A 23,279-nucleotide genomic window follows, 5' to 3' on the forward strand; every position below is an offset into this window, starting at 1 on the left:
CATCATGACAAAGCCCGGTGTGCTGAACATTCCGTCGATGCGCGGCCAGTGCAGCGAGGCGGAGTGGCAGGCCCGCGTGGACCTGGCCGCCTGCTACCGCCTCGTGGAGTTGTATGGCATGGCAGACATGATGGCCAACCATATCTCCGTCCGCGTGCCGGACGAGGAGAACGCCTTCCTGATCAACGCCTACGGCATGATGTACGAGGAGATCACCGCGTCCAGCCTGATCAAGGTGGACCACGACGGCAAGATCCTCGCCAAGCCGGATTTCGGCGCGCTCGACTACGGCATCAACAAGGCCGGCTACGTCATCCACAGCGCCGTGCACCACGCGCGCCCGGAAGTGGCATGCGTCATCCACACCCATAGCTGGGCGTCGATGGCCGTCTCCTCGCTCGACTGCGGGCTGCTGCCGATCACCCAGACCGCCATGCGCTTCCTGAAGATTGGCTACCACGAGTACCAGGGCGTGGTGCTGGACACCGCCGAGCAGGAATCGCTGATTGCCGACCTGGGCAAGGGTGAGGCCCTGATCCTGCGCAACCACGGCGCGATGACGGTGGGCAACACCGTGGGCGAAGCCTTCAACTGGATGCACCGCCTGGAGCTGGCCTGCCGCTCGCAGGTGGCGGCGATGTCGTGCAGCACGCCGCTGCGCGATGTGCCGGCGGAGGTCCTCCAGGAAACCTGGAACAACTACCAGCCCGGCACGCGCCGTCCGTACGGCGTGATGGAGTGGCCGGCGCTGCTGCGCAAGCTCGATCGCCTGGACCCCAGCTACCGCGACTAAGACGGAACAAGACGGCAGCGGAGTCCCCCAGGGGCCGCATGGAACGGGATTGCAGGGCGGCCTCGCCTTGAACGATGAATCAGGTCAGAAGAAAGCCCTGAACGGAGTGAGATGATGAAACGCAGAACCCTGCTGGCGCAAATGCTTGCGCTCGGCGTCGCCCCCTATGTCATGTCGGCCCGCGCGCAAGGCGGCCTGCCCAACAAGCCGATCACGCTGGTCGTGCCGTTCGCCCCGGGCGGCAACCTGGACGTGGTGGCGCGCGCCATCGCCCCGGCGCTGGAGCAGAGCCTCGGCCGCAACGTCATCGTCGATAACCGGCCCGGCGCCGGCGGTGTGATCGGCGCCACGGCGGTTTCCCGCGCCGAGCCGGACGGCAGCACGCTGCTGGTGACTACCCCCAACGCCATCGTGGTGCTGCCGAAGATGACGCGCACCAGCTACAAGCTGGCCAGCTTCAGCCCGGTGGGGCTGGTGTCCACCACGGCGCTGGTGATCGTGGTGAAGGGCAACGACACGCGTTTCAAGGACATCGGCGCGCTGCTGGCCCATGCGCGCGCCAACCCGGGCAAGACCACCACCGGCCATGCCGGCCCCGGCACCACCAACCACATGGCCACGCTCCAGCTCGAGGACGCCGCCAAAATCCAGCTGAACGAGGTGCCCTACAAGGGCTCCGCGCCGGCGCTGATCGACCTCATGGGCGGCCAGATCGACATGGTGGTGGACCAGCTCACCAGCTCGGCGCCGCATATCCAGTCCGGCGCGCTGCGCGCGCTGGCCGTGATGTCGCGCGAGCGCGATGCCGCGCTGCCGAAGGTGCCCACGCTGCGCGAATCCGGGCTGGCCAACTTCGAGGCGACCACGGCCACGGGCCTGCTGGCCCCGGCTGGCACGCCGGCGGCGGTGGTCGAGACGCTGAACAGCGCGCTGCGCAAGGTGCTGGCCGAAGGCGCCGTCAAGAGCCGCCTGCTGACCGTGGGCAGCGTGGCGCAGGCTTCGTCGCCACAGGAACTGCTGGCCTCGCTGCAACGCGAGGACGCCCGCGCGCAGACGCTGGCCGCCGCCGGGCGCCTGAAGGCCCCGGAATAACGCCGAACGTATCGACCGGACGCCATCGACCATGACCCGCCCCTGCCTGCCCCCGCTCCAGACCCTCACCGCACCGGTGTTCCGCGCGCCCGCCGGCGCCTGTGACAGCCATGCCCACGTGTTCGGCCCGTTCGCGCGCTATCCGCTCGCGATGGACCGCAGCTACACGCCGGCCGAGCATCCCGCCGACGCCTTTATCGCCCATCTCGATGCACTCGGGCTCACGCGCGGCGTGCTCGTCACGGCCAGCGCCAGCGGCACCGACAACAGCGTGGTGACCGACGCCCTGCGCCAGTACCCCACGCGCCTGCGCGGCATCGTGGTGCCGTCGCCGGACACCACGGATGCCGAGCTGGACGCCTGGCACGCCGCCGGCGTGCGCGGCGTGCGCATCAACCTGTATCAGGTGGATGGCCACGCGGTGTACCGCAACGGCGTGGGCATCGAGGTGCTCGAGGCGCTGGCCCCGCGTCTGGCCGCGCGCGGCTGGCACGCGCAGATCTGGATCCACGCCCCGGACCTCGTCACGCTGGGCCCGCGCCTCAAGGCGCTCGGCCTGCCGCTGGTGATCGACCACATGGGCCGCATGGCCACCTCGCGCGGCGTGGCGGACCCCGGCTTCCAGGCGCTCTGCGCGCTGCTGGCGGAAGGCGTGGCCTGGACCAAGATCTCCGGCGCTGACCGGCTCCAGCCGGCCGGCGCGCCGTACGAGCAGGTCGATCTTTTCGTCGCGGCACTGATGCGCGCCAACCCGGAGCAGGTGGTGTGGGGCTCCGACTGGCCCCACATCAACTATTTCGAGTCCGCCCAGATGCCCGACGACGGCGTGCTGTTCAACCTGCTGGCGCGCTGGCTGCCGGACGCCGCCAGCCGCGAGCGCGTGCTGGTGCACAACCCGGCACGGCTGTACGACTTCGGCTGAGCACCGCCTCCCCCATCCATAACCACGACGGCGGCCGCGAAGACGGCTGCCGCATCAACAGGAGAACCACCATGCCTCGATTCGCCCCCGGTCGATGGTTGACCCCCCATCTGAGCGCGGCACTGGCTGCCGGCGCCACGCTGGCCGCCCTGGCCAGCCCCGCGCACGCCGCCGACGAATACCCGGCCAAGCCCGTGCGCGTCGTAGTGGCCTTCACCGCCGGCGGCACCACCGACATGCTGGCCCGCAGCGTCAGCCAGCACCTGGGCCAGCGCTTCAAGCAATCGTTCGTGGTGGAGAACCGCCCCGGCGCGGGCGGCAATATCGGCACCGAGTACGTGGTGCGCGCCCCGGCGGACGGCTACACGCTGCTGGTGGACTCGGTCGGCCCGATCTCGATCAACCAGACGCTCTACAAGAAGCTGAACTACGACCCGCTGACGGACCTGGTGCCGGTGGTGCAGATCGCCGACGTGCCGAACGTGCTGGTGGTGCATCCGTCGGTGCCGGCCAAGACCTTCGAGGAGTTCGTCGCCTATATCAAGGCCAACCCGGGCAAGCTGAACTATGGCTCGACGGGCGTGGGTACCTCGTCGCACCTGTCCGGCTTCATGCTGTCCGAGCGCATCGGCGCACCGGCCACGCACGTGCCGTACAAGGGCGCCGATGCGCTGAACGACCTGCTGTCCGGCCGCATCCAGTTCATGTTCGCGACGATTCCGTCGGTGATCTCGCACATCCAGGCCGGCAAGCTGCGCGCGCTGGCGGTGACCAGCGCCAAGCGCTCGCGCTCGCTGCCGGAGGTGCCGGCGGTGGCGGAGAAGGGCTTCCCGGGATTCGAGGCCGGCTCGTGGTTCGGCATCTTCGCGCCCAAGGGCACGCCGAAGACCGTCATCACGCAGGTCAACCAGGCCGTGAACGAGGCGCTGCCGTCGCTGCAGGCGCAGATGATCCGCGAGGGCGCCGACCCGGTGGGTGGCACGCCCGAGCAGTTCGGCAAGTTCACGCGCAAGGAGTATGACAAGTGGAAGGTGGTCGTTAAGGCCTCGGGAGCGACGGTAGACTGACGCCATGACTGCATCCGCTGCCTCCTCCGCCTCCGCCTCCACTGCGCCCGTGCGCATCCTGCTCTCCGAAGCGGCGCTGCGCGCCCATGGCGGCGCCATCACCGCCACCATCGCCGCCGCCATGGCGGGCCGGGACTGGGTGCCCGTGGCCCCGCCGGCCGTGGACGACGCCCGGCCCATCGACGCCGACATCGCCTTTGTCTCGCGCGATGTGACCGGGCGCTCGACCAAGCACGAAGTACAACCGGCCACGCGGCGCTTCTACACCGCGATGCTGGAGGCGCCCTCGCTGCGCTGGACCCACACGCACTCGGCCGGCGCCGACCGCCCGGTGTTCGGCCAGCTGCGCCAGCAGGGGGTGACGGTGACGACCTCGTCGGGCGCCAATGCCAGCGTGGTGGCGCAGACGGCGCTGGCCGGACTGCTGGCGCTGGCGCGGCACCTGCCGCAGATGCTGGCCACCCAGCGCGAGCGCCGCTGGGCCCCGCTGATGGGCGCCGACATGCCGCGCGACCTGCACGGCCAGACGGCGACCATCGTCGGCTGGGGGCCGATCGGCCAGCAGATCGGCACGGTGCTGCGCCTGTTCGGGATGTCGGTGGTGGTGGTGCGCCAGCGCGCCACGCCGGCGGGGGAGGGCTTCGAGACCGTCACCTTCGCCGATGTGCCGGCGGTGCTGCCGCGCACGGACTGGCTGGTGCTGGCCTGCCCGCTGACGGACGAAACGCGCGGGTTGCTGAGCGCCGCCGCGCTGGACAGCCTGCCGAAGGGCGCGCGGCTGGTCAACGTGTCGCGCGGCGAGGTGGTGGACGAGCCGGCGCTGATTGCCGCACTGCAAGGCGGCCAGCTGGCGGGTGCCTACCTCGACGTCTTCGCCCACGAGCCGCTGCCGGCAGATTCGCCGCTCTGGACCCTGCCCAACGTTATCGCCACGCCGCACAGCGCGGGCTTTTCCGATGGCAACGCCGCGCGCGTGGTCGAGATCTTCCTGGACAACCTGGGCCGCTGGATCACGCAGGCGCCGCTCCGCAACGCCGTGCCGTAACAAATCGGACACCATCTTCGGAAATTTCCGCAGCCATTTGCAGAAATTTCCGCAACTCTGCGGCGACTTCCGCAGGCAGGATGACAGCATGTTCTGCCACCTGCCTGCCGCCGTGCCTGCCCCCTCCGTTTCTTCCCAGCCACTGGTTCCCCGCATCGTCGTTGCCGAGGACCATCCGGTCAGCCTGCTGGTGCTGGAGGACCAGCTCGCCGGCATCGGCGGCTGCGTGGCCCAACCCTGCCGCTCCGGCGAGGAAGCGTGGGCCGCCGTGCAGCAGGACCCGCGGCCCGCCTTGCTGCTGACGGACCTGGGCCTGCCCGGGCTGGACGGGCTGGAACTCGCCCGCCGGATCCGGGCGGCGGAGGGCGGCCAGCGCGCCGGGCGGCTGCCCATCGTCGCCATCACGGCCACGGCCGGCCCGGAGGAGCGGCTGGCCTGCCTCCAGGCCGGCATCGACACCGTGCTGTCCAAGCCGGTCAGCTTCCAGACCCTCCGCGCCGTAGTGCGCCGCTATCTCTCTATATAGATATAGAGCGCGGGGCGCGCGCCGGCCTCAGCCGTGCCAGTGCGAGCAGCGGATCACGCTGCAGAAATTGCCGCGATGGAAGTGCGGGTCCTTGTCGGCCAGCACATCCGCCTTCACGTTGCCGAACGTGGTGTCCGGCTTGTGGCGGATGCCATCGTAAAACGCTTGAATAATGTCTTCCTTGAACTGCGGGGTGCGCGGATACGCCTGCACCACGCGCTCGCGGTCTTCATCGGCAAACGTCTCGTAGCGGATGCCCAGCACGTCCATCTCCACGCCAGCCGTCACCAGCGCCACCACCGGGTCCATGAACTCGGGAATGCCGGGCGTGGTGTGCAGGGCGATGCCGGTCCAGACCTTGTCGATATCCGCCTGCGCGATGCCACGGCTGCGCAGGAAGTCAGCCGCCGCGTTGGCGCCATCCACCTCGAAGCGCTTGTCCGGGCTGCTGTGCGCCGGCGTCAGGCCCATGTCGTGGAACATCGTGCCCGCGTAGAGCAGTTCCGGGTCGACCTTCAGGCCGCGCTGCTTGCCGGCCAGCGCCGCGAAGTAGTACACGCGGCTCGAGTGGTTGAACAGCAGCGTGGATTCGGTATCGCGGACCAGTTGCGTGATGTCGCGGGCCAACTGGCTGTCGGGAATGGCGATGTCGCCCAGGGTGAATTGCATGGCTGACTCCTTTCGGTTTGGGGTTGAAACGAGTGTAGGAGCGGGAGTACCATGTCTTCAATCGTCGCAGTACGACGATTTGGGCCAAATCGGACAGATCGCGACGCGACAGCATGACTCAGGGATTTTTCACCATGACTACCCCACGCACCATCGTGCTGCTGGCCATCGAAGGCGTTCAGTTGCTGGATGTCTCCGGGCCCCTCGACGTCTTCGCCGAAGCCAATGCCCAGGCCGGCAGGCAGGTCTATGCACTCCAGGTGGTGGGCGTGCGGCGCGGGCCGATCCGGGCCTCATCGGGCGTCCGGCTGCTGCCTGATCTGCTGGTGGAGGATGACCCGCTCGGGGCGCAGTTGCCCCGTCCTCATACCGTGCTGGTGGCCGGTGCGCCACATGCGGGCGATAGCCCGACCGAACCGATGGTGCTGGACTGGATTCGCGCCGTGGCGCCCCGCGCGCGCCGCTATGGCTCGGTGTGCAGCGGTGCCTTTTTGCTGGCCGATGCCGGCCTGCTGGAGGGCCGGCGCGTGACCACGCACTGGGCCGGCGCTGACCGGCTGGCGGCGCGCTTCCCGGGTGTGACCGTGGATGCCGATGCCATCCACGTGCGCGACGGCAAGCTGCGCACGGCGGCCGGCGTCACGGCGGGGCTGGACCTCGCGCTGGCGCTGGTCGAGGAAGACCTCGGGCGAGAGCTGGCGCTACGCGTGGCCAGCCAGCTGGTGATGTTCTTCAAGCGGCCCGGCGGGCAGGCCCAGTTCAGCCGCAGTGCTGCCCCGGCGCTGGCCAACCGTTCGGCCTTGCAGGAGCTGCAGCGCTGGGTGGCCGCGCATCCGGCCGATTCCCACGATGTGCCCAGCCTTGCCGCGCGCGTCGGCGTGAGTCCGCGCCACCTGACGCGCCTGTTCCGCGAGGAAGTGGGCATCACGCCCGCCAGCTGGGTGGAAGCAGCGCGCGTGACCGCCGCGCGGCAACTGCTGGAGGTCGGCCACCTCGCGCCCAAGCAGGTAGCGGCCGAATGCGGGTTCTCGAGTGTCGATACGCTGCGCCGCGCGTTCATGCGCGTGGTGGGGGTCACGCCTGCGGACTATCGCAAGCGTCACGCCTCGGCGCCCGATTGAGGGAGGGCGCTACATGTTCAGCGCGCGCTTCTGCACCGCCAGCGCGGCCTCGCGCATGACCTCGGACAGCGACGGATGCGGATGGCTGATCATGCCGATGTCCTCGGACGCCGCCTTGAACTCCATCGCCACCACACCCTCCGCGATCAGGTCGGAGGCATTGGCGGCGATGATATGCACCCCCAGCAGCTCGTCCGTCTTCGCGTCGGCAATCATCTTGATAAAGCCGTCCGGCCGGCCCATGCCCAGCGCGCGCCCGTTGGCCGACATCGGGAACTGGCCGGTGCGGATCTCGCGGCCCTCGGCCTTGAGCTGCGCCTCCGACTTGCCCACCCAGGCGATTTCCGGCTCGGTGTAGATCACCCACGGAATGCAGTTGTAGTCGATATGCGGCTTCTGGCCGTCGATCACCTCGGCCACCATCACGCCTTCGTCCTCGGCCTTGTGGGCCAGCATCGGGCCGCGCACCACGTCGCCAATCGCGTAGATGCCGGCCACCGGCGTGCGGCAAAGATCGTCCACGGGCACGAAGCCGCGCGCGTCGGCGGCCAGCCCCACGGCCTCCAGCCCGAGGTTGTCCGTGTTCGGCACCCGGCCGATGGAGACGATCAGCCGGTCCGCGTCCAGCGTCTGCGCTTTGCCGTCCTGGTCGGTGTAGGCGATGCTCACGCCCTTGCCGCTGCGCTTGATCTCGCCGATCTTCACGCCAAGGTGGATGGCCAGCCCCTGCTTCTTGAACTGCTTGGCGGCTTCCCGGGCGATGGCTTCGTCCACGGTGCCGAGGAAGGTCGGCAGGGCCTCCAGGATGGTCACTTCCGAACCCAGCCGGCGCCACACCGAGCCCAGTTCCAGGCCGATCACGCCGGCGCCGATCACGGCGAGCTTCCTGGGCACGGCATCGAAGGACAGTGCGCCCTCGTTGTCGGAGACGATGACGTTGTCTACCGGCACGTTGGGCAAGTGGCGCGCCCGGGAGCCGGTGGCGATGATCACGTTGCGCGCGGTGTAGGTCTTGGCCTTGGCCGCCCCCTCGCCCCCGCCCCCATCTTCACTGGCTTCCACGGTGACCACGCCGTTGTCCGCGCGGCCCTGGAACTTGCCGTGGCCCTTGATCCAGGTCACCTTGTTCTTGCGGAACAGGAACTCCACGCCGCCCGTGAACTTGTCCACGATGGCGGCCTTGCGCGCGATCATCGTGCCGAGGTCCAGCGTCACGCCCTTGACCTGTACGCCGTGCTCGGCCAGCCCGTGCTGGGCCTGCTCGAAGTGCTCGGACGAAGCCAGCAGCGCCTTCGACGGAATGCAGCCCACGTTCAGGCAGGTGCCGCCCAGCCGGGGCTTGCCGGCCGGGTCCTTCCATTCCTCGATGCAGGCCACGGTCTTGCCGAGCTGCGCGGCGCGGATGGCGGCGATATAGCCGCCGGGGCCGGAGCCGATCACGATCACGTCGAAGTCAGCGGTGGCGGAAGCGGCAGCACCGGCGCCGCCGCCCTGCACGGCCGGGGCGGAGGCCGCAGCGGGGGCGGGAGCGGGTGCGGCCTTGGGCGGCGCTGCGGCGGTAGCCGGGGCCGAAGTCACCCCCGGCTTGCCTTCCGTATCGATGGTCGCAATCACCTCGTCGGCGTGCACGGTGGCGCCGTCCGGCTGGACGATGCTGGCCAGCACGCCACTGGCGGGCGCGGGCACCTCCAGCGTGACCTTGTCCGTCTCCAGTTCCACGAGGATCTCGTCGCGGGTCACGGCCTCGCCGGCCTGCTTTTTCCACTGGATCAGCGTGGCTTCGGAAACGGATTCGGAGAGCTGCGGCACCTTCACTTCGATCGCGGCCATGGTCTTCCTTTTCTAGGGGGAGTGACAAAGACCTTCAGTCTAGGAGAGGCCCGAGACAGACATGGCGCGGACACGGCTGCCGATGATAGGGGTTTACCCTCGATCAGGCCGAGAACTTGTCCACCAGGAAGTCGACGAGGGCCCGCACCCGGCGCGAGACATGCCGCGCGTGCGGGTAGAGCAGCAGGAAGGGCCGCGTGCAGCCGCCATAGGCTTGCAGCACCTCCACCAGCGTGCCGTCGCGCAGGTCCTGCTCCACCACGAAGCGGTAGGTCTGGAACAGGCCGGCGCCGGCGCGGGCCAGCGTGGCACCGCCCAGCGCGTCTTCGGCCGTGCCATAGGCGCCGGTCGTCACCATTTCCAGGGTCTCGCCCTCGTGCCGGAAGATCCACGGCAGGCGCCGGCCGCTGCTCGGCACATCGAACTGGATGCATTCGTGCGCCGGCAGGTCGTCCGGCGTGGCGGGGGTGCCGTGCTTGCGCAGGTAGGCGGGCGTGGCCACCACCACCATCTCGGCGTCTTCCAGCTTGCGGGCGATCAGCGTGGAGTCGTCGGGCGCCCGGCCGCGCACGGACAGGTCGTAGGTATCGTCGGCAAAGTCCACGTTGCGGTTGCTGATGTGGACGTCGAGTTCCACCTCGGGAAACCGCTCCCGGAAGGCCGGCAGCACGGGCAGCACGCGGTAGTGGGCGTAGGGCGTGGGCAGGCTGATGCGCAGCCGCCCGGCCGGCGTGCCGTGCTGGCCGCTGATCTGGCGTTCGGCGTCCACCAGCTGCGCCAGCGCCGGCCGGCTCTGCTCGAAATAGATCCGGCCCTCATCCGTCAGCCGGATCTGCCGGGTGGTCCGCACGAACAGCCGCACCCCCAGGCGCTCCTCCAGCCGCGACACACTGCGGCTCACCGCCGCTGGCGTGACCCCCGCCGCCACCGCGGCCGCGGTAAAACTGCCGAGTTCCGCGGCGAGGCAGAACAGTTCGATGCTGCCGAGCTGGAGGTCGTCGAATTGGCGCTTCATGGGGCGAGGGGCAGGTGGTTAGCGGGCGATGACGTCGAGAATCCGTTGGCCGATGTACGCGCCGTGGGTCTCCAGTGCGAAGTGGCCGGTGTCCAGCAATTCCACCACGGCACCGGGGTTGTCGCGGCGGAACGCCTCGGCACCGGGCGGGATGAAGAACGGATCGTTCCGGCCCCAGATTACCAGTGTAGGCACCTGCGCCTGGCGGAAGAACGCCTGGAAATCCGGGTAGCGCTTGAGGTTGTTGGCGTAGTCGAGGAACAGGTCGAGCTGGATGTCCTTGTTGCCGGGGCGTTCCAGCAGCGCCGCGTCCAGCGTGTACGACTCGGGCTCCACGCTGTCCGGGTCGGCCACGCCGTGCAGATACTGCCACTTCGTGCCTTCCAGGTGGAGCATGGCGTCGTGCAGCACCTGCCGGTTGGCCGCGCTGGGCTCGGCCCAGTACTGGCGCGTCGGCGCCCACGCGTCGCCCAGGCCATCGAGATAGGCGTTGCCGTTCTGCGAGACGAGTCCCGTCACGCGCTCCGGATGGGCCACGGCCAGCCGCAAGCCGGTGGGCGCGCCGTAGTCGAACACGTACATCGCATAGCGTTCCAGCCCGAGCGCATCGACAAAGGCGCCAAGCGTGGTGGCGAGGTTGTCGAAGGTGTAGGTGTACTGGCGCGCGGCCGGGACTTCGGTGAAGCCGAAGCCGGGCAGGTCTGGGGCGATCACCCGGAAGTGGCCGGCGAGTTGCGGAATCAGGTGGCGGAACTGGTGCGAAGACGTTGGAAAGCCGTGCAGCAGCAGCATGACGGGCGCCTGGGGGTCGCCGGCTTCACGATAGAACACGCGCACGCCATCGGCGTCGGCAAAGCGGGTGGAAACCTTGGGGCTGGCAGTCATGGCAATTCTCCGGAGGCGAAAGCGGGAACGAGGGCCGTCATCGGCTTGGTTCCGAAGTGTATGCGAATTTAGTAACCCGTAATAGTTAATTTTAACGGTTACATTGGGGTGTCCGATGGCGTACCGGATGGCTCGGCCTCATGCGGCGCCCTCGTCGGCAGCCGCCTCGCGCTTGCGAAAGGCCGCTACCTTGTGGCGATTGCCGCAGAGCGCCATGCTGCACCAGCGGCGCCGGTGTGACTTGGTCCGGTCATAGAACCAGAGTGTGCATTCGTCGCTCTCGCATTGGCGCACCCGCCTGAAATCGCCATGGGCGAGCAGGTCGGCGGCGGCTTCCGCCAGCGGCACCAGGCATTGCGCGGCGTTGGCGGCGGCGTGGATGCGGGCGATGCGGACGCCGCCCTCGGGCAGCGGATGCACGGCCAGATGGCTGCCACCGGCCGCCAGCGCGTCGTTCAGCGGCGCCAGGTCCGGCTTGGCGCCGGCCTTTCCGGCAGCCTTGTGGGCCACGATCAGCCGCACGGCCTCGCGCAGCGCGCGTGCCGCCGTGGCCAGCCCCTTGGGCGGCGCGGCGCGATCATCGCCGGGCCAGAGCGCCACCTGTTTCAGCCAGGCGAGTACATCGGCATCGGTCTGCCAGTGGTCGTGCGGCGTGGTATCGGCCCGTTCGATGGTATTGAGCAGGTCCAGTGCGACGTGATCGGCCAGCAGGCGGGGACCGGATTCCGGGGTGGCCGCAGGATTGGCAGGATTGGCAGGATTGGGGGGAGCGGTGTTAGAGGCGGGCATGGCGTTCTCCTGTGCCGATCCAATGTAACCGATTAAATGTCGGTGTCCAAGTTACGGTCATTTGGGGGCGGAACCGTCCAGCGCCAGCAGGCGCCGCCTTGCCGTGTCGAAGGCGGCACCTTCGGCCAGCAGCCAGGTTTCGACCTCCGCCACCTGCGGCGAGGGGGTGGGCGTGGGGGCGCGCACAAGGTGGTAGGCCGCCTCGCTGCGCACGTGCAGGCCCCACAGGTCCACCAGCCGGCCCGCGGCCAGTTCGTCCAGGACCAGCGCCGTGCGGCCCATTGCCACGCCCTGGCCGGCCAGCGCGGCGCCGATGGCCAGTTGGGACAGGTTGAAGTGCTGGCCCCCGGCCATGTCTGGCAGCGCCACGCCCGCATGCCGCAGCCAGACCTGCCATTCGTGGCTCTCGCCGGCGCCTTCCCACGGGCTGGCATCGTGCAGCAGCATCGAGGCGCGCAGGCCGTCCGGCGAACGGAGTGCCGGGTGGGCCGCCAGATAGGCCGGGCTGGCTACCGGCAGCAGCCATTCGTCGAGGAAGGGCGTGGCGCGGAGGTCGGGGTAGTGGCCGGGGTCGAAGCGCACGGCGGCGTCGATGCCCTCGCGCAGCATCCGCGAACGGTCCAGCGCGTGGAACTCGCCATGCACGCGCAGGCCGATGTCCGGATGCTGGCGGAAGAAGTCGCCCAGACGCGGCGTGAGCCAGACCATGGCGAAGGAGGGCGAGCAGGACAGCGCCACCGGCGGGCGATGCCCGGGCTTGCGCAGTTGCGTCAGCGTGCTCTCCAGCGCCTGGAACGACTCGCGCGCCACACCGCGCAGGCGCTCGCCCTCGGGCGTCAGCACCAGCGCGCGCGGCGTGCGCACGAACAGCGGTCGTTCGAGCCACTGTTCCAGCTTGTTCACCTGCTGGCTGACCGCGCCCTGCGTCACGCACAGCTCGCGGGCGGCCAGCGTGAAGCTGCCATGGCGCGCCGCCGCCTCGAAGCAGCGCAGCCAGCTCAGGACGGAGGCGTTGAGGGTGTTTGTCATCAACAAGACTAATGCATCGATCAGTACAAATGGTTTGTCGGGCGGGGCGGTGGGGTCAACAATGAGCGGTCTTCCTTCCCCTCCATGCGCCATGACGCTCCACCTGTCCTCGATTTCGGCTGCATTGCTGGCCGACCTGCAAGCCGCCCGCCCGCTGATGTGGACGAATCCGCACCGCAGCGCGGAGGCCGACGTCCAGACCGTGGTGGATGGGCGGCGCATTAGTCTAGCTGATATGCGTGCGGCGCAGGCGCGGTTCGCCCGCTTCGCGCCGCTGCTGGCGCGGCTGTTCCCGGAACTGGAAGCCAGCGCGGGGCGGATCGAATCGGACCTGCTGGGCGCGCCGGGCATGCAGCAGGCGCTCGGGCTGCCCACGCGGCACGGCTCGTTGTGGATCAAGGCCGATCACAGCCTGCCCATCGCCGGGTCGATCAAGGCGCGCGGCGGCATCCACGAGGTGCTCGAATTCGCCGAAGCGCTGGCGCTGCGCCACGGGCTGGTCGATGTCGATGGCGACTACCGCGTGCTGGCCGACGCCCCGGCGCGCGCGCTGTTCGGCCGCTATCAGGTGGCGGTGGGCTCCACCGGCAACCTGGGCCTGAGCATCGGCGTGATGGCCTCGGCGCTGGGCTTCCGGGCGGCGGTGCATATGTCCGCCGACGCCAAGGCATGGAAAAAGACGCGTCTGCGCGCGCGGGGGGTGGAAGTGGTGGAGCACACGGGCGATTACGCGGCGGCGGTGGCCGCTGGCCGGCGCGAGGCGGAGGGCGATCCGTACAGCTATTTCGTCGATGACGAGCGCTCGCTCTCGCTGCTGCTCGGCTACAGCGCTGCGGCGCTGCATCTGCACGATCAGTTCGAAGCGGCCGGCCTGCGCGTGGACGCGGACCATCCGCTGTTCGTCTACCTGCCGTGCGGCGTGGGCGGCGCGCCGGCTGGCATCGCTTTCGGGCTCTGGCAGCTGTACGGCCCGCACGTGCATGCGTGCTTTGTCGAGCCGACCCAGTCGCCGTGTTTTCTGGTGGAGATGCTGGCGCCCGGCGCCTCGGTCTATGACGTGGGCCTGACCAATCGCACCGAGGCCGATGGGCTGGCGGTGCCGCGCGCCTCCGAACTGGCCGCCGAGGCCATGGGGCCGCTGCTGGCCGGGGTGTGCACGGTGCCGGATGAACGGCTGTTCCTGGACCTGCACCGGGTGCGCGAGTCGGAAGGGCTGCGCATCGAGCCCTCCGCCGCCGCCGGTTTCAGTGGGCCGCGCATGCTGACGGACAGCGCCGCCGGCCGCGCCTACCTCGCCCGGCACGGCCTGGATGCGGTGATGCCGCAGGCCACCCATCTGGTGTGGACTACCGGCGGCCTGTTCGTGCCGCCGGACGAGTACGCGCGATTCGCCGAACGCGGGGCAGCCTTGACTTCGCCTACTCCGGCTGAATCCCCGCCAGCTTGATCATGCGCTGCCAGTTGGCCTGGTCCTCCACGATGGCCTTGGCCAGTTGCGCGCCCGACGCCGGGTAGGGGTTGGTGCCGCGTTGGGTGTGATGGGCGGCGGCTTCCGGCGAGTTCACGAATTCGAGGGTCCAGGCCTGCAGCTTGTCCACCACCTCGGGCGGCGTGCCCTTGGGCGCGAACAGGCCGGTCCAGCTCACCACGGAGATGGCCGGCAAGCCGGCTTCGGCCATGGTCGGCACATCGGCCATGGCCGGCACGCGGCGGTCGCTCATCACTGCCAGCGCGCGCATCTTGCGCGATTCGATCATCGGCACGGCGGCGGAGATCTCCAGCACGGTGAAGTCCAGCGTGCCGCCGAGCAGGTCGGGCAGCAGGTTGGCCATGGCCTTGTAGGGCACGTCCTGGGTGCGGATGCCGGCGGCGTCGTTGAAGGCGGCCAGCATCACCCGGTAGCCGGCGCTGCTGGTGCCGTAGTTGAGCGCGCCCGGCCTGGCGCGCGCGGCGGCGGTCAGGTCGGCCACGTTGCGGTAGGGCGAGTTTGCCGACACCACCAGCGCCACGGGCACGGTGGAGAGGCGCGCCACGGGCACGAAGTCGCGCGGGCTATAGGGAATCGACTTGAACAGGAAGGGGTTGGCCGCCATGGTGGAGGCCGACGCGAACAGCAGCGTGTAGCCGTCCGGCGCCGACTTGGCGACGTAGTCCGCCGCGATCATGGTGTTGGCGCCGGGCTTGTTCTCGACGATGAAGCTGCGCCCGGCCTTCTTGTGCAGGTATTTGGCGAGCAGGCGGGTGTAGTCGTCGATGCCGGTGCCGGCGCTGGTTACGGACACGATCTTGACCGGCCGGTCGGGGTAAGCCTCGGCATGGGCGGGGGTGGGCGCCGTGACGGGCAGCGCACCCAGCAGGATGGCAGCGGCCAGCCACCGCGTCAGGAAGGTATTGCGTAGCATTCCGGTCTCCGTGTCAGCGCAGTCGAGCGATGCGCGATCATGGCGCCGGATGCCAGCTTCATGCCTCCCCGAGGCGGGGGGGCAGGGTCTGCCCTGTGGTGTCGGCGCCCTCCCTCCCGTTCAGGCCGTCAGCACCCGCAGGCCGGCAGGCGGTACGCTCGCGCGGAGTGACCGGGCCGGCACGGCGCGCAGGCTCTCGGTGGCGGTCTGGCGCAGGCTGTCGTCGGCGGCCCAGACCATCAGCGGCGGCAGGGCAGTCTGCGCCACCACGCGCCGCCACATCGCCTCGGGAATCCAGTCCTCGCGCCGCTGGGCCGCCGCCACCAGCAGCTTCCAGCTGCGCTGGAACATCGGCGGGCCGGTCAGGGGGGCGAAGCGCCGCAGGCTCGCCGTCGCGCATTGCTGGCCGAGCGCGGCCACATCGGGATGGCTATCGCCCACCAGCTTGCGCAGGCGCGTCACCACCACGTCGAGCAGGGAGATGTCACGGCCGGGGTCGCGTTCGCGCTCCACCAGCAGCAGATGGCCGCCGATCAGGCCGCCAATCGGGTTGGTGCAGTTGCGCAGCAGGATGTCCTCCAGTTCCGCGCTCAGGATGCGCCGCTCGTCGGCCAGCGCCAGCCGGGCGGTCTCGATGATCTTCTCCAGCGCGGCATCCGGCTGCTGGTCTGGCCGCCGCATCATCAGCGACACCCGGGGGCGCGCGCTGGGCGCGTGCTCGCCGGGTTGCGTGCGGCGCAGCACGTAGGCTTCCAGCCCCCATGACTCGCAGGCGATCAGGCTCTGTTCGATGACCGGGCCGTTGTCCACCTTCTGCCGCAGGTAGTAGACGCCGGGCGGCACTGCCTGCACGGCGCAGGCGTGGGAGTCCGCATCGGTGTGGCGCGCGCTGCCGCGCTCCATGCTGATGACGAGGTTGTCGTCGGCATCCACCACCTGCACGTCCCGCCAGGGCGCGATATTCCGCTGCGGCACCTCGGTGCTGCTCGCGGCGCGCGCCATCACCATCAGCGTGGCCTGCTTGCCGTCGCCCTCGCGCAGCAGGCGCAGTGCGGTGGCCAGCGCCGTCTGCCGGTCGCGCTCCTGGGCGCCGTCCTCGGGCAGGCCCACCGGCGGCAGCACCGACGAGGCGGGTTTGGCGATCTGCGCGGCGGGCAGCGGTGGCCGGCCACTGTCGAGCAGGATCACGTGCTGCGCCAGGCTGCGCCCGATCCGGGTCTTGATCTTGAAGAGGCCGAAGGGCAGCGGCGTGGAGAGCTTCGACATGCCGTTATCCACCAGCGAGAAGCGGCTGTCGATGACGAAGATCTCGGCGGCGGGGTCGGCCGGGTCGATGTCGAGCGGGAACATCGTGCCGTCGGGGGCCGGCGTAACGGGCGGGCCGGTGGCCGTGATGGCAATCGACACATTGTTGGTGACCTCGAACCCCTGCCGGAGGCCGGCCTCGGGCACTTCCACCACGTACAGGCCGGGCGTCAGCGGCAAGGTCATGGCGGGCTGTGCCGTCATCGCCTCCGCGCGGGGCGGTATGCCGGACCACAGCCGCAGCGGCTTGCCGGCGGCCTCGAGCGGCAGGGTGAGCGTGACCGTGTAGCGCGGCGGCGGCACCCCGCGCGCGAAAATCAGCCCGGCATCTTCCTGCACGATCTCCGGCTCCTTGGCCACGTCGCCATCGCGCAGGTGCGCTGGCGTCATGCGGGCGCAGAGGGCGTTGCGCAGCCAGTCCGCCAGGCTGCGCCCGGTGACGCGCCCGTTGGCGTCGGACGCCGCCCCGCGCAGCCCTTGCAGCAGCGCCCAGGTAAAGGCGCCGTGGATCTTGTCGCCGTCTTCGGGAATGCCGATCTCGATGGCCTTGAGCGGGCGCTGCGCCGCAAAGGCGACGAAGGTGGCCGCCGGCGGGTCCGTGGCCTGCACCGGAGACAGTTGCGGGTCGCGCGGCTGCAGGAAGGAGACCCGGTTCATGCAGCAGTCCATCCACAGCACGAACTCGCGGAAGTAGCCGGCGTCCTGCAGCCAGTTCAGCCAGCCCGTGGCGTGCACGTTGAAGGTGCCGAGCGTGGCGCTGGCATTGGCCGCGAACAGGCAGCCGCGTTCGCGCCCCGGCGAGAAGCCGTGGCCGGAGACGAAGATGTACAGCCGGCGGCCCACCCGCAGCCCGCGCCGCTGGGCCTGGTTCTGCCGGGCGATGGCGTTGAGCCGGCCAAAGGCGGTCTCGATCTCGTCAGTGGTGGGCAGCGCGGTGTCGCCCGCCTCGGTCAGGCGGGACTTGATCACCTGGATCTGGTCTTCGCTGGCGAAGGCGCCGCCGTTGGGGTCCATCAGCCACGCCTTCACGGCATCGACATCGTTGGCGGGCCCCTGGAGATTCGCGTCCGCGCCCGGCTCGCCCAGCTGCGGGTAATGATTGATCCCGATCAGGATGGCGCGGTCGTCGGCATTCATGGCGCGGCAGGCAGGCCCTACTGCGGATAGGCCTGGCGGATGAAGTCCTTGTCCGACTCGGACAAGGCCGAATTCATACCCGCCGTCACGCCGTTCAACGTCCACGTGGCCGGGATCGGGTACATCATGATCGAGGTCGGGTCCACCGCCGTGCCGGCCACGTCATCGGGATTGAACGCCGCGAACATATTGTTCTCGATGGTGGTCTTGTCCCAGTTGTTCGGCGGCCCGGACAGGTCGCGGATCACCTGCTCGCGGTTCCACTGGATGGCGTTGAGCGGATTCTGGTGCTCGTGAATCAACCCGATGGCGTGGCCGAACTCGTGCAGGGTCACGCGCAGGATCTCGTCTTCCTCGGTGTCTTCGGTGAACCAGCCGTAGTTCATGGTTGGCTGCGGCGGCTGGATCAGCCGGGCGTCGGTGCCGATGAACGACCACGAACCCTTGCCCTCCAGGAAGTCGATGCGGATGTCGGTGGGGCCGCTGTCCCGCACATCGAACTGGAGGTTGGCGAACTGCAGCCAGAGATTGGCGGCGTTCATCACGCGGTCCTGCAGCGTGCGGGAGCCGGACAGGAAGCTGATGGTGAGTACCGTGCCCGGCTGCCACCGTTTGCCGGTCAACATGGCTATCTTGCCGGGTACGCCGTTCGTCATCGGGAAGCCCGCGCAGAAACGCTTGTCGTTGCTCATGGTGCATGCTCCATTTGTGATGACCGGCCTACGCGAGCAAGCCGGTGATAACGCCCACCGCCTTGGTGGCACGATCGATCAGTTGCGACGCCTTGGTCAGCACGTCGGTGGCCTGGCGCATCTCCTGCGCCGTGCGCGTGATGTCGCTGGTGATGGCCGCGAGCTGCGCCAGGCTGGCGCGCACGGCATCTGACTCCAGGATGTCTCGCAGCCGCAGTTGCGCCAGGGCGTCGAGCTGGTCGGTGATATCGGCCAGACTGGCCTGGAGGGGGTTGCGCTCGGTATCCGTGGACGCGAGGCCGATGCGGCGCAGCAGCTCGCGCTGGGCCTCGGTCAGCGCGGTCAGCGTCTGGTCGCGGGCGGCGTTCAGGCGCGCGCGGGGGGAATCCTCGATGGGCTGGGGGGCACCGAAGGCCACCGGCGCGGCCGGGGCGGCGGGGCGCTGGGGCGCCATGGGGGCGGTCGTCGCGCGCACTTCCCCCGGGATGGTCCAGCCATCGGGCAGGGCCTTGCGGCGCCCGTCGAGAAACCAGGTGGCGTCGAACTGGTCCGACCGCGCCACCATCAGCACCAGCACCAGGAAGTAGGCGAAGAAGCCCACCGCGAGGCCTACGCCGTAGTAGCCGAACAGGGTGCCGCTGGCGCCGCCGAACAGCGCCGTCACGGCCGCGCCGCCAATCACGCCCAGCAGGGCGATGAGGTCGCTGAACTGCACGTCCCCCTTGCGGTAGCGATTGGTGAAGTACACGAACCAGCCCAGCACCACCCCAAACGCGAAGGCTCCACATTCGGCCATGTCTGTCTCCGATCAGCTCGCAAAGGCTTCCTGAACCGCGCGGGCTTTCTCGCGGAAGGTCTTCAGGGCGGTGACCACGGCGGCCACCTGCCGGGTGTCGTCGTTGAGCGCCTGCGCCAGCGCGGCATGCGCCTTGACCATGTCGTCAGCCGCCGCGCGCGCGTTGGTGCGCCTCAGCGTTTCGATGGCGTCCGTCTTCGCCTGCAAGGTGGTCAGCGCAGCCGTGTAGTCGTCCGGGCTCATGCTGGCGTTGATCTGGCCGGCCATGGTCGTGCCCGCCAGCAGCAGCCCGTCGGCACGCGCCTTGCGCAGGGTGTCCAGCGCCTGCCCCATGGCATCGCCGAGCACGGCTACGGGCTCGTTGGCGGCGGTCACGCCGCGCTTGAGCATGTCGAAGCGCCGCTGGTTGAGCGTGGCCACGCCCACGCTGAAGGCCAGCCCGGCAATCGCGCCGAACTCGTTCGGCAGGCCCACCTTGGCCGTGCTGGCCAGCCCGGCGAGCGAGCCGGTCAGCTTGGAATTCGCGGCCTCCAGCGCTTCCTGGTCCTGGGCATTGGTGATGGCGGCGAGGGCATCGGCGTAGTCGCGCAGCGCGTGGATCAGCGGCGCGGCGGAGGTGGACTCGCGCGGGGCCGACTGGCGCGGCGCCATCGCGGGGTCGGCCGGCTGCAGGGCGCAGGGCAGCGTGTTGTCCGCCGCTGGGGCGGCCGAGACCGTGGCCGGCAGCGCGCATCCGGGGCTCAGCGCCACGCGCGTGCGCGTTGGCGTCAGTTGGGTCTGCTGGATGACAGCCCGTTCCGCCGCCACACCCTTCGTGCCGGACTGGTAGGCCGTGGCGAGGTCATTGACCCCGGCGCGGAAGCTCTCGACTTCGGACTTGTAGAGGTAGGGCGAGCAGGCGGCGAGGCAAGTGCACAGGCAGGCGGCCAGCATGCCGAGCGGCGTGGATCTGCGCATGCTGGCTCCTTTGGCCGGGAATCTCATCAGGGATAGATGATAAAAATGCCAAAGGAAACATTTCTGTGTTCGGTGGCGAACGGAAGCAAATCAGCATGTGCGCCTTGCTAGGCCGGCCGGGCGGACTTGTTCCGCCGTGTATCAAATCAAGTTCTGCCCAGCGGGTTTATCGGCACATGGCGCGCTCCTATAGTGGCTTCCAAGGAACCGCTGTATCGATATAGGAGCTTGATCATGACCGTCGAATCCAGACTCGCCGCACGCGGCCTGACGTTGCCGCCGCCCCCGCAGCCGCTGGGCAGCTATACCGCCGTCAGCCGGGCCGGCGACCTGTTGTTTATCTCCGGCCAGCTACCGTTGCAGGACGGCAAGGTGGTCTGGCAGGGCCAGGTCGGCAAGGACCTGACCGTGGCGCAGGGCCGGCAGGCGGCCGAGCTGGCCGCGCTGAACGTGCTGGCGCAGATCCACGCCCATCTGGGCGGCTTCGAGCGGCTCGACCACATCGTCCGGCTGGAAGGCCATGTGACCAGCGCGCCGGGGTCGTTCGATCAGCCGGCGGTGCTCGACGGCGCGTCCGACCTCTTCGCCGAGGTGCTGGGTGACAAGGCCGGCCATGCCCGCGCCGCCTATTCCCAGACCCAGCAGCCGGGGAATGCGGCGGTGATCCTGGTGGTGATCGCGCAGGTCAAGGGCGCCTGACCGGGGATTTTGTCGGCGTGCCGCTACACCACGCCCTTGGCCCGCAGCGCGGCCACGTCCTGCGGGGCGAGTTTCAGGTAGTCGCGCAGGACCTCTTCCGTATGCTGGCCGAGCGCCGGCGGCGCGTAGCGCAGCGTGGTGGGCGTGTCCGAGAGCCGCAGCGGGCTGGCGGTGGTGCGCACGCGGCTGACCGGGTCGCCGGCACGGGGTTCGTCGGCGCGGTAGCGCGCCTGCTCGATTTGCAGCCCACGGTGCTGCACGTGCGGGTCGGCGAACGCCTGCTCGACGTTGTTGATGGGGCCGCAGGGCACGGACCTGGCTTCCAGCAGGCGGATCCAGTCGTTCGTGGGCTTGCCGCGCGTGACGGCGACCATCATCGGAATCAGGGTCTTGCGGTGGACCACGCGGGCGCTGTTGGTGGCAAAGCGCGCGTCCGTCGCCCAGTCGACCTCGGCGGCCTCGCAGAAGCGGGCGAACTGGCCGTCGTTGCCGATGGCGAGCAGCATGTTGCCATCCGCCGTCGGGAAGTCCTGATAGGGCACCACGCTGGGATGCACATTGCCCTGCCGCGTGGGCACGTTGCCCGCGTTCAGGAAGCCGGCGCCCTGGTTGGCCAGCACTGCCATGGCCACGTCCAGCAGCGCCACGTCGATGCACTGGCCGCGCCCGGTGTGGTGGCGGGCTTCCAGCGCGCCGAGGATGGCCGTGGTGGCGTACATGCCGGTGAACAGGTCGATCACGGCCACGCCCACCTTCATCGGGCCGCCGCCGGGCTCGCCGTCCGCATGGCCGGTGATGCTCATCAGCCCGCTCATGGCCTGCACCAGCAGGTCGTAGCCGGGGCGGGCCGCGTACGGGCCGGTCTGGCCGAAGCCGGTGATCGAGCAGTAGATCAGGCGCGGGTTCAGCGCGCTCAGGGTCTCGTAGTCGAGCCCGTAGCGCTTGAGGCCGCCGGTCTTGAAGTTCTCGACCACCACGTCGCTCTGCTTGGCCAGCTCGCGGATCATGGCCTGGCCCTCGGGCGTGGACATGTCCACGGTCACCGAGCGCTTGTTGCGGTTGCACGCCGCGAAGTAGCTGGCCTGCGCGGTCGGGCCGTCATCGCCGGCGAGGTAGGGCGGGCCCCAGAGGCGGGTGTCGTCGCCTTCGGCTGGCTTCTCGATCTTGATGACGTCGGCGCCCATGTCCGCCAGGTTCTGGGTGCACCAGGGGCCGGCGAGCACGCGCGAGAGGTCCAGCACGCGCAGGTGGCTGAGGGCGCCGGTCTGCGGGGACGGGCGGGGCAGGTCGGGGTGGGTTTGGGCTTGGGGTGTGGTCATGGGGCTCAGCCGTTGCGCGCGTCGCGGATCATGTTGCGGGCGATGATGACCTGCTGGATCTGCGTGGTGCCTTCGTAGAGGCGGAACAGGCGCACGTCGCGGTAGAAGCGCTCGATGCCGTACTCGGCGATATAGCCCGCGCCGCCCAGGATCTGCACCGCGCGGTCTGCCACGCGGCCCACCATCTCGGTGGCGAACAGCTTGCAGCAGGAGGCTTCGGTGGAGACGTTGCGGCCTTCGTCGCGGCGGCGTGCGGCGTCGATCACCATGCACTCGGCGGCGTAGAGTTCGGCCTGGCTGTCTGCCAGCATGGCCTGGATCAGCTGGAAGTCGCAGATCGGCTGGCCGAACTGCTGGCGCTCGACGGCGTAGTTGAGCGCATCCCGCAGCACGCGCTTTGCCACGCCCACGCTGACGGCCGAGATATGCAGGCGGCCCTTGTCCAGCACCTTCATGGCGGTCTTGAAGCCCTGGCCTTCCTTGAGCCCGATCAGGTTGGCGGCCGGCACGCGCACGTTCTCGAAGATCACGTCGCAGGTGTGGGCGCCTTTCTGGCCCATCTTCACGTCGCGCTTGCCGAAGCTGATGCCCGGCGTCTTCGCATCGACAATAAAGGCCGAGACGCCGGCCGAGCCCTTGATCGACGGATCGGTGCGCGCCATCAGCGTGAACATGCCGGCCTGCGGCGCGTTGGTGATGAAGCGCTTGGTGCCGTTGACCACGTAGTCGTCGCCATCCCGCACGGCGGTGGTGCGCAGCGAGCCGGCGTCCGAGCCGGCGTCCGGCTCGGTCAGCGCGAAGGAGGCGAGGATCTCGCCCGTGGCCAGCCGGGGCAGCCACGCGGCCTGCTGCTCGGGGGTGCCATCCATCAGGATGCCCTGCGAGCCGATGCCAACCGTGGTGCCCAGCAGCGAGCGAAAGGCCGGTGCGGTCTGGCACAGCTCCATCACCACGCGGGCCTCTTCCTCCATGGTCAGCTCCAGGCCGCCGAAGCGTTCGGGGATGGTCATGCCGAACAGGCCCATCTCGCGCATGTCCTGCACGATGTCCTGGGGGATTTCGTCGGTTTCGGCCACGAGCGCCTCGGCCGGGACCAGCCGCTCGCGCACAAAGCGGCGCACGCTGTCTAGCAGGGCTTCGAGGGTGTCGTTATCGCGGATCATGGTTGGTCGTCCTTTGCTTCGTCTCG

At 69.3% G+C, this 23,279-nt stretch carries 22 protein-coding genes; 9 read left to right on the forward strand and 13 right to left on the reverse strand.

The window, feature by feature from the left end; genetic code table 11:
* The first annotated feature begins 4 nt into the window (after window positions 1-4).
* From KHO18_RS03900 to KHO18_RS03925, 6 genes are all read left to right on the forward strand, one after another.
* Window positions 5-793 (forward strand): class II aldolase/adducin family protein, encoded by a 789-nt coding sequence (locus KHO18_RS03900; RefSeq protein WP_144196995.1) that lies wholly within the window; start codon window positions 5-7, stop codon window positions 791-793.
* 111 nt (window positions 794-904) lie between these two features.
* Window positions 905-1,885, forward strand: coding sequence for a Bug family tripartite tricarboxylate transporter substrate binding protein (locus tag KHO18_RS03905; RefSeq protein ID WP_244844513.1), 981 nt, complete (start codon window positions 905-907; stop codon window positions 1,883-1,885).
* Between the two features lie 31 nt (window positions 1,886-1,916).
* Complete coding sequence (locus KHO18_RS03910; RefSeq protein ID WP_211942794.1) at window positions 1,917-2,807, forward strand: amidohydrolase family protein; 891 nt, start codon at window positions 1,917-1,919, stop codon at window positions 2,805-2,807.
* Between the two features lie 71 nt (window positions 2,808-2,878).
* Window positions 2,879-3,874 carry a Bug family tripartite tricarboxylate transporter substrate binding protein gene (locus tag KHO18_RS03915; protein ID WP_144196997.1) on the forward strand — a complete coding sequence of 332 codons (996 nt, stop codon included), beginning with the start codon at window positions 2,879-2,881 and terminating at the stop codon, window positions 3,872-3,874.
* 4 nt (window positions 3,875-3,878) lie between these two features.
* The gene (locus KHO18_RS03920; protein ID WP_144196998.1) at window positions 3,879-4,919 is read left to right on the forward strand and encodes a D-2-hydroxyacid dehydrogenase; all 1,041 of its coding nucleotides are present in this window, start codon (window positions 3,879-3,881) and stop codon (window positions 4,917-4,919) included.
* Window positions 4,920-5,007: 88 nt separating this feature from the next.
* On the forward strand, window positions 5,008-5,445 hold the full coding sequence (locus tag KHO18_RS03925) for a response regulator (protein WP_211942795.1): 438 nt from the start codon (window positions 5,008-5,010) through the stop codon (window positions 5,443-5,445).
* A gap of 27 nt (window positions 5,446-5,472) precedes the next feature.
* Here KHO18_RS03925 and KHO18_RS03930 read toward each other — a convergent pair whose 3' ends face one another.
* On the reverse strand, window positions 5,473-6,114 hold the full coding sequence (locus KHO18_RS03930; RefSeq protein ID WP_144197000.1) for an HD domain-containing protein: 642 nt from the start codon (window positions 6,112-6,114) through the stop codon (window positions 5,473-5,475).
* Between the two features lie 134 nt (window positions 6,115-6,248).
* On the opposite strand from KHO18_RS03930, the gene KHO18_RS03935 reads away from it, so the two are divergent.
* Entirely contained in the window at window positions 6,249-7,235 is a 987-nt protein-coding gene (locus tag KHO18_RS03935; protein ID WP_144197001.1) for a GlxA family transcriptional regulator, read from the forward strand.
* 9 nt (window positions 7,236-7,244) lie between these two features.
* Here the strand turns inward: KHO18_RS03935 and lpdA are convergent, their stop codons facing one another.
* The 5 genes from lpdA to KHO18_RS03960 all read right to left on the reverse strand — a co-directional run bounded on the left by lpdA (window position 7,245) and on the right by KHO18_RS03960 (window position 12,783).
* Entirely contained in the window at window positions 7,245-9,065 is a 1,821-nt protein-coding gene (gene lpdA, locus KHO18_RS03940) for a dihydrolipoyl dehydrogenase (protein ID WP_144197002.1), read from the reverse strand.
* Window positions 9,066-9,168: 103 nt separating this feature from the next.
* Entirely contained in the window at window positions 9,169-10,080 is a 912-nt protein-coding gene (locus tag KHO18_RS03945) for a LysR family transcriptional regulator (RefSeq protein ID WP_144197003.1), read from the reverse strand.
* A gap of 18 nt (window positions 10,081-10,098) precedes the next feature.
* Window positions 10,099-10,965, reverse strand: a complete 867-nt coding sequence (locus KHO18_RS03950; RefSeq protein ID WP_211942796.1) for an alpha/beta fold hydrolase — start codon at window positions 10,963-10,965, stop codon at window positions 10,099-10,101.
* Between the two features lie 138 nt (window positions 10,966-11,103).
* Window positions 11,104-11,754: a CGNR zinc finger domain-containing protein gene (locus tag KHO18_RS03955; RefSeq protein ID WP_211942797.1), complete on the reverse strand. Its 651-nt coding sequence runs from the start codon at window positions 11,752-11,754 to the stop codon at window positions 11,104-11,106.
* A 57-nt stretch (window positions 11,755-11,811) separates the two neighbouring features.
* The gene (locus tag KHO18_RS03960; protein WP_211942798.1) at window positions 11,812-12,783 is read right to left on the reverse strand and encodes a LysR substrate-binding domain-containing protein; all 972 of its coding nucleotides are present in this window, start codon (window positions 12,781-12,783) and stop codon (window positions 11,812-11,814) included.
* 91 nt (window positions 12,784-12,874) lie between these two features.
* On the opposite strand from KHO18_RS03960, the gene KHO18_RS03965 reads away from it, so the two are divergent.
* The gene (locus tag KHO18_RS03965; protein ID WP_144197007.1) at window positions 12,875-14,230 is read left to right on the forward strand and encodes a D-serine ammonia-lyase; all 1,356 of its coding nucleotides are present in this window, start codon (window positions 12,875-12,877) and stop codon (window positions 14,228-14,230) included.
* On the opposite strand, the gene KHO18_RS03970 is transcribed toward KHO18_RS03965, so the two are convergent.
* From KHO18_RS03970 to KHO18_RS03990, 5 genes are all read right to left on the reverse strand, one after another.
* Window positions 14,202-15,185, reverse strand: coding sequence for a Bug family tripartite tricarboxylate transporter substrate binding protein (locus KHO18_RS03970; protein ID WP_144197008.1), 984 nt, complete (start codon window positions 15,183-15,185; stop codon window positions 14,202-14,204). The genes KHO18_RS03965 and KHO18_RS03970 overlap by 29 nt on opposite strands.
* 120 nt (window positions 15,186-15,305) lie before the next feature.
* Window positions 15,306-17,627 carry a caspase family protein gene (locus KHO18_RS03975; RefSeq protein WP_211942799.1) on the reverse strand — a complete coding sequence of 774 codons (2,322 nt, stop codon included), beginning with the start codon at window positions 17,625-17,627 and terminating at the stop codon, window positions 15,306-15,308.
* Between the two features lie 17 nt (window positions 17,628-17,644).
* Window positions 17,645-18,319, reverse strand: coding sequence for a matrixin family metalloprotease (locus tag KHO18_RS03980; protein WP_211942800.1), 675 nt, complete (start codon window positions 18,317-18,319; stop codon window positions 17,645-17,647).
* A 28-nt stretch (window positions 18,320-18,347) separates the two neighbouring features.
* Window positions 18,348-19,115 (reverse strand): hypothetical protein, encoded by a 768-nt coding sequence (locus KHO18_RS03985; RefSeq protein ID WP_186296804.1) that lies wholly within the window; start codon window positions 19,113-19,115, stop codon window positions 18,348-18,350.
* A gap of 12 nt (window positions 19,116-19,127) precedes the next feature.
* Complete coding sequence (locus KHO18_RS03990; RefSeq protein ID WP_211942801.1) at window positions 19,128-20,072, reverse strand: hypothetical protein; 945 nt, start codon at window positions 20,070-20,072, stop codon at window positions 19,128-19,130.
* Between the two features lie 234 nt (window positions 20,073-20,306).
* Here KHO18_RS03990 and KHO18_RS03995 point away from each other — a divergent pair, with 234 nt between their 5' ends.
* Window positions 20,307-20,771, forward strand: coding sequence for a RidA family protein (locus KHO18_RS03995; protein ID WP_144197011.1), 465 nt, complete (start codon window positions 20,307-20,309; stop codon window positions 20,769-20,771).
* A 23-nt stretch (window positions 20,772-20,794) separates the two neighbouring features.
* Here KHO18_RS03995 and KHO18_RS04000 read toward each other — a convergent pair whose 3' ends face one another.
* Entirely contained in the window at window positions 20,795-22,090 is a 1,296-nt protein-coding gene (locus KHO18_RS04000) for a CaiB/BaiF CoA transferase family protein (RefSeq protein WP_144197012.1), read from the reverse strand.
* A gap of 5 nt (window positions 22,091-22,095) precedes the next feature.
* The gene (locus tag KHO18_RS04005) at window positions 22,096-23,253 is read right to left on the reverse strand and encodes an acyl-CoA dehydrogenase family protein (protein ID WP_144197013.1); all 1,158 of its coding nucleotides are present in this window, start codon (window positions 23,251-23,253) and stop codon (window positions 22,096-22,098) included.
* Window positions 23,254-23,279 lie beyond the last annotated feature (26 nt).

The sequence above is a fragment of the Cupriavidus campinensis genome (assembly GCF_905397395.1).
In the GTDB taxonomy this organism is placed as follows: Bacteria; Pseudomonadota; Gammaproteobacteria; order Burkholderiales; family Burkholderiaceae; genus Cupriavidus; species Cupriavidus campinensis.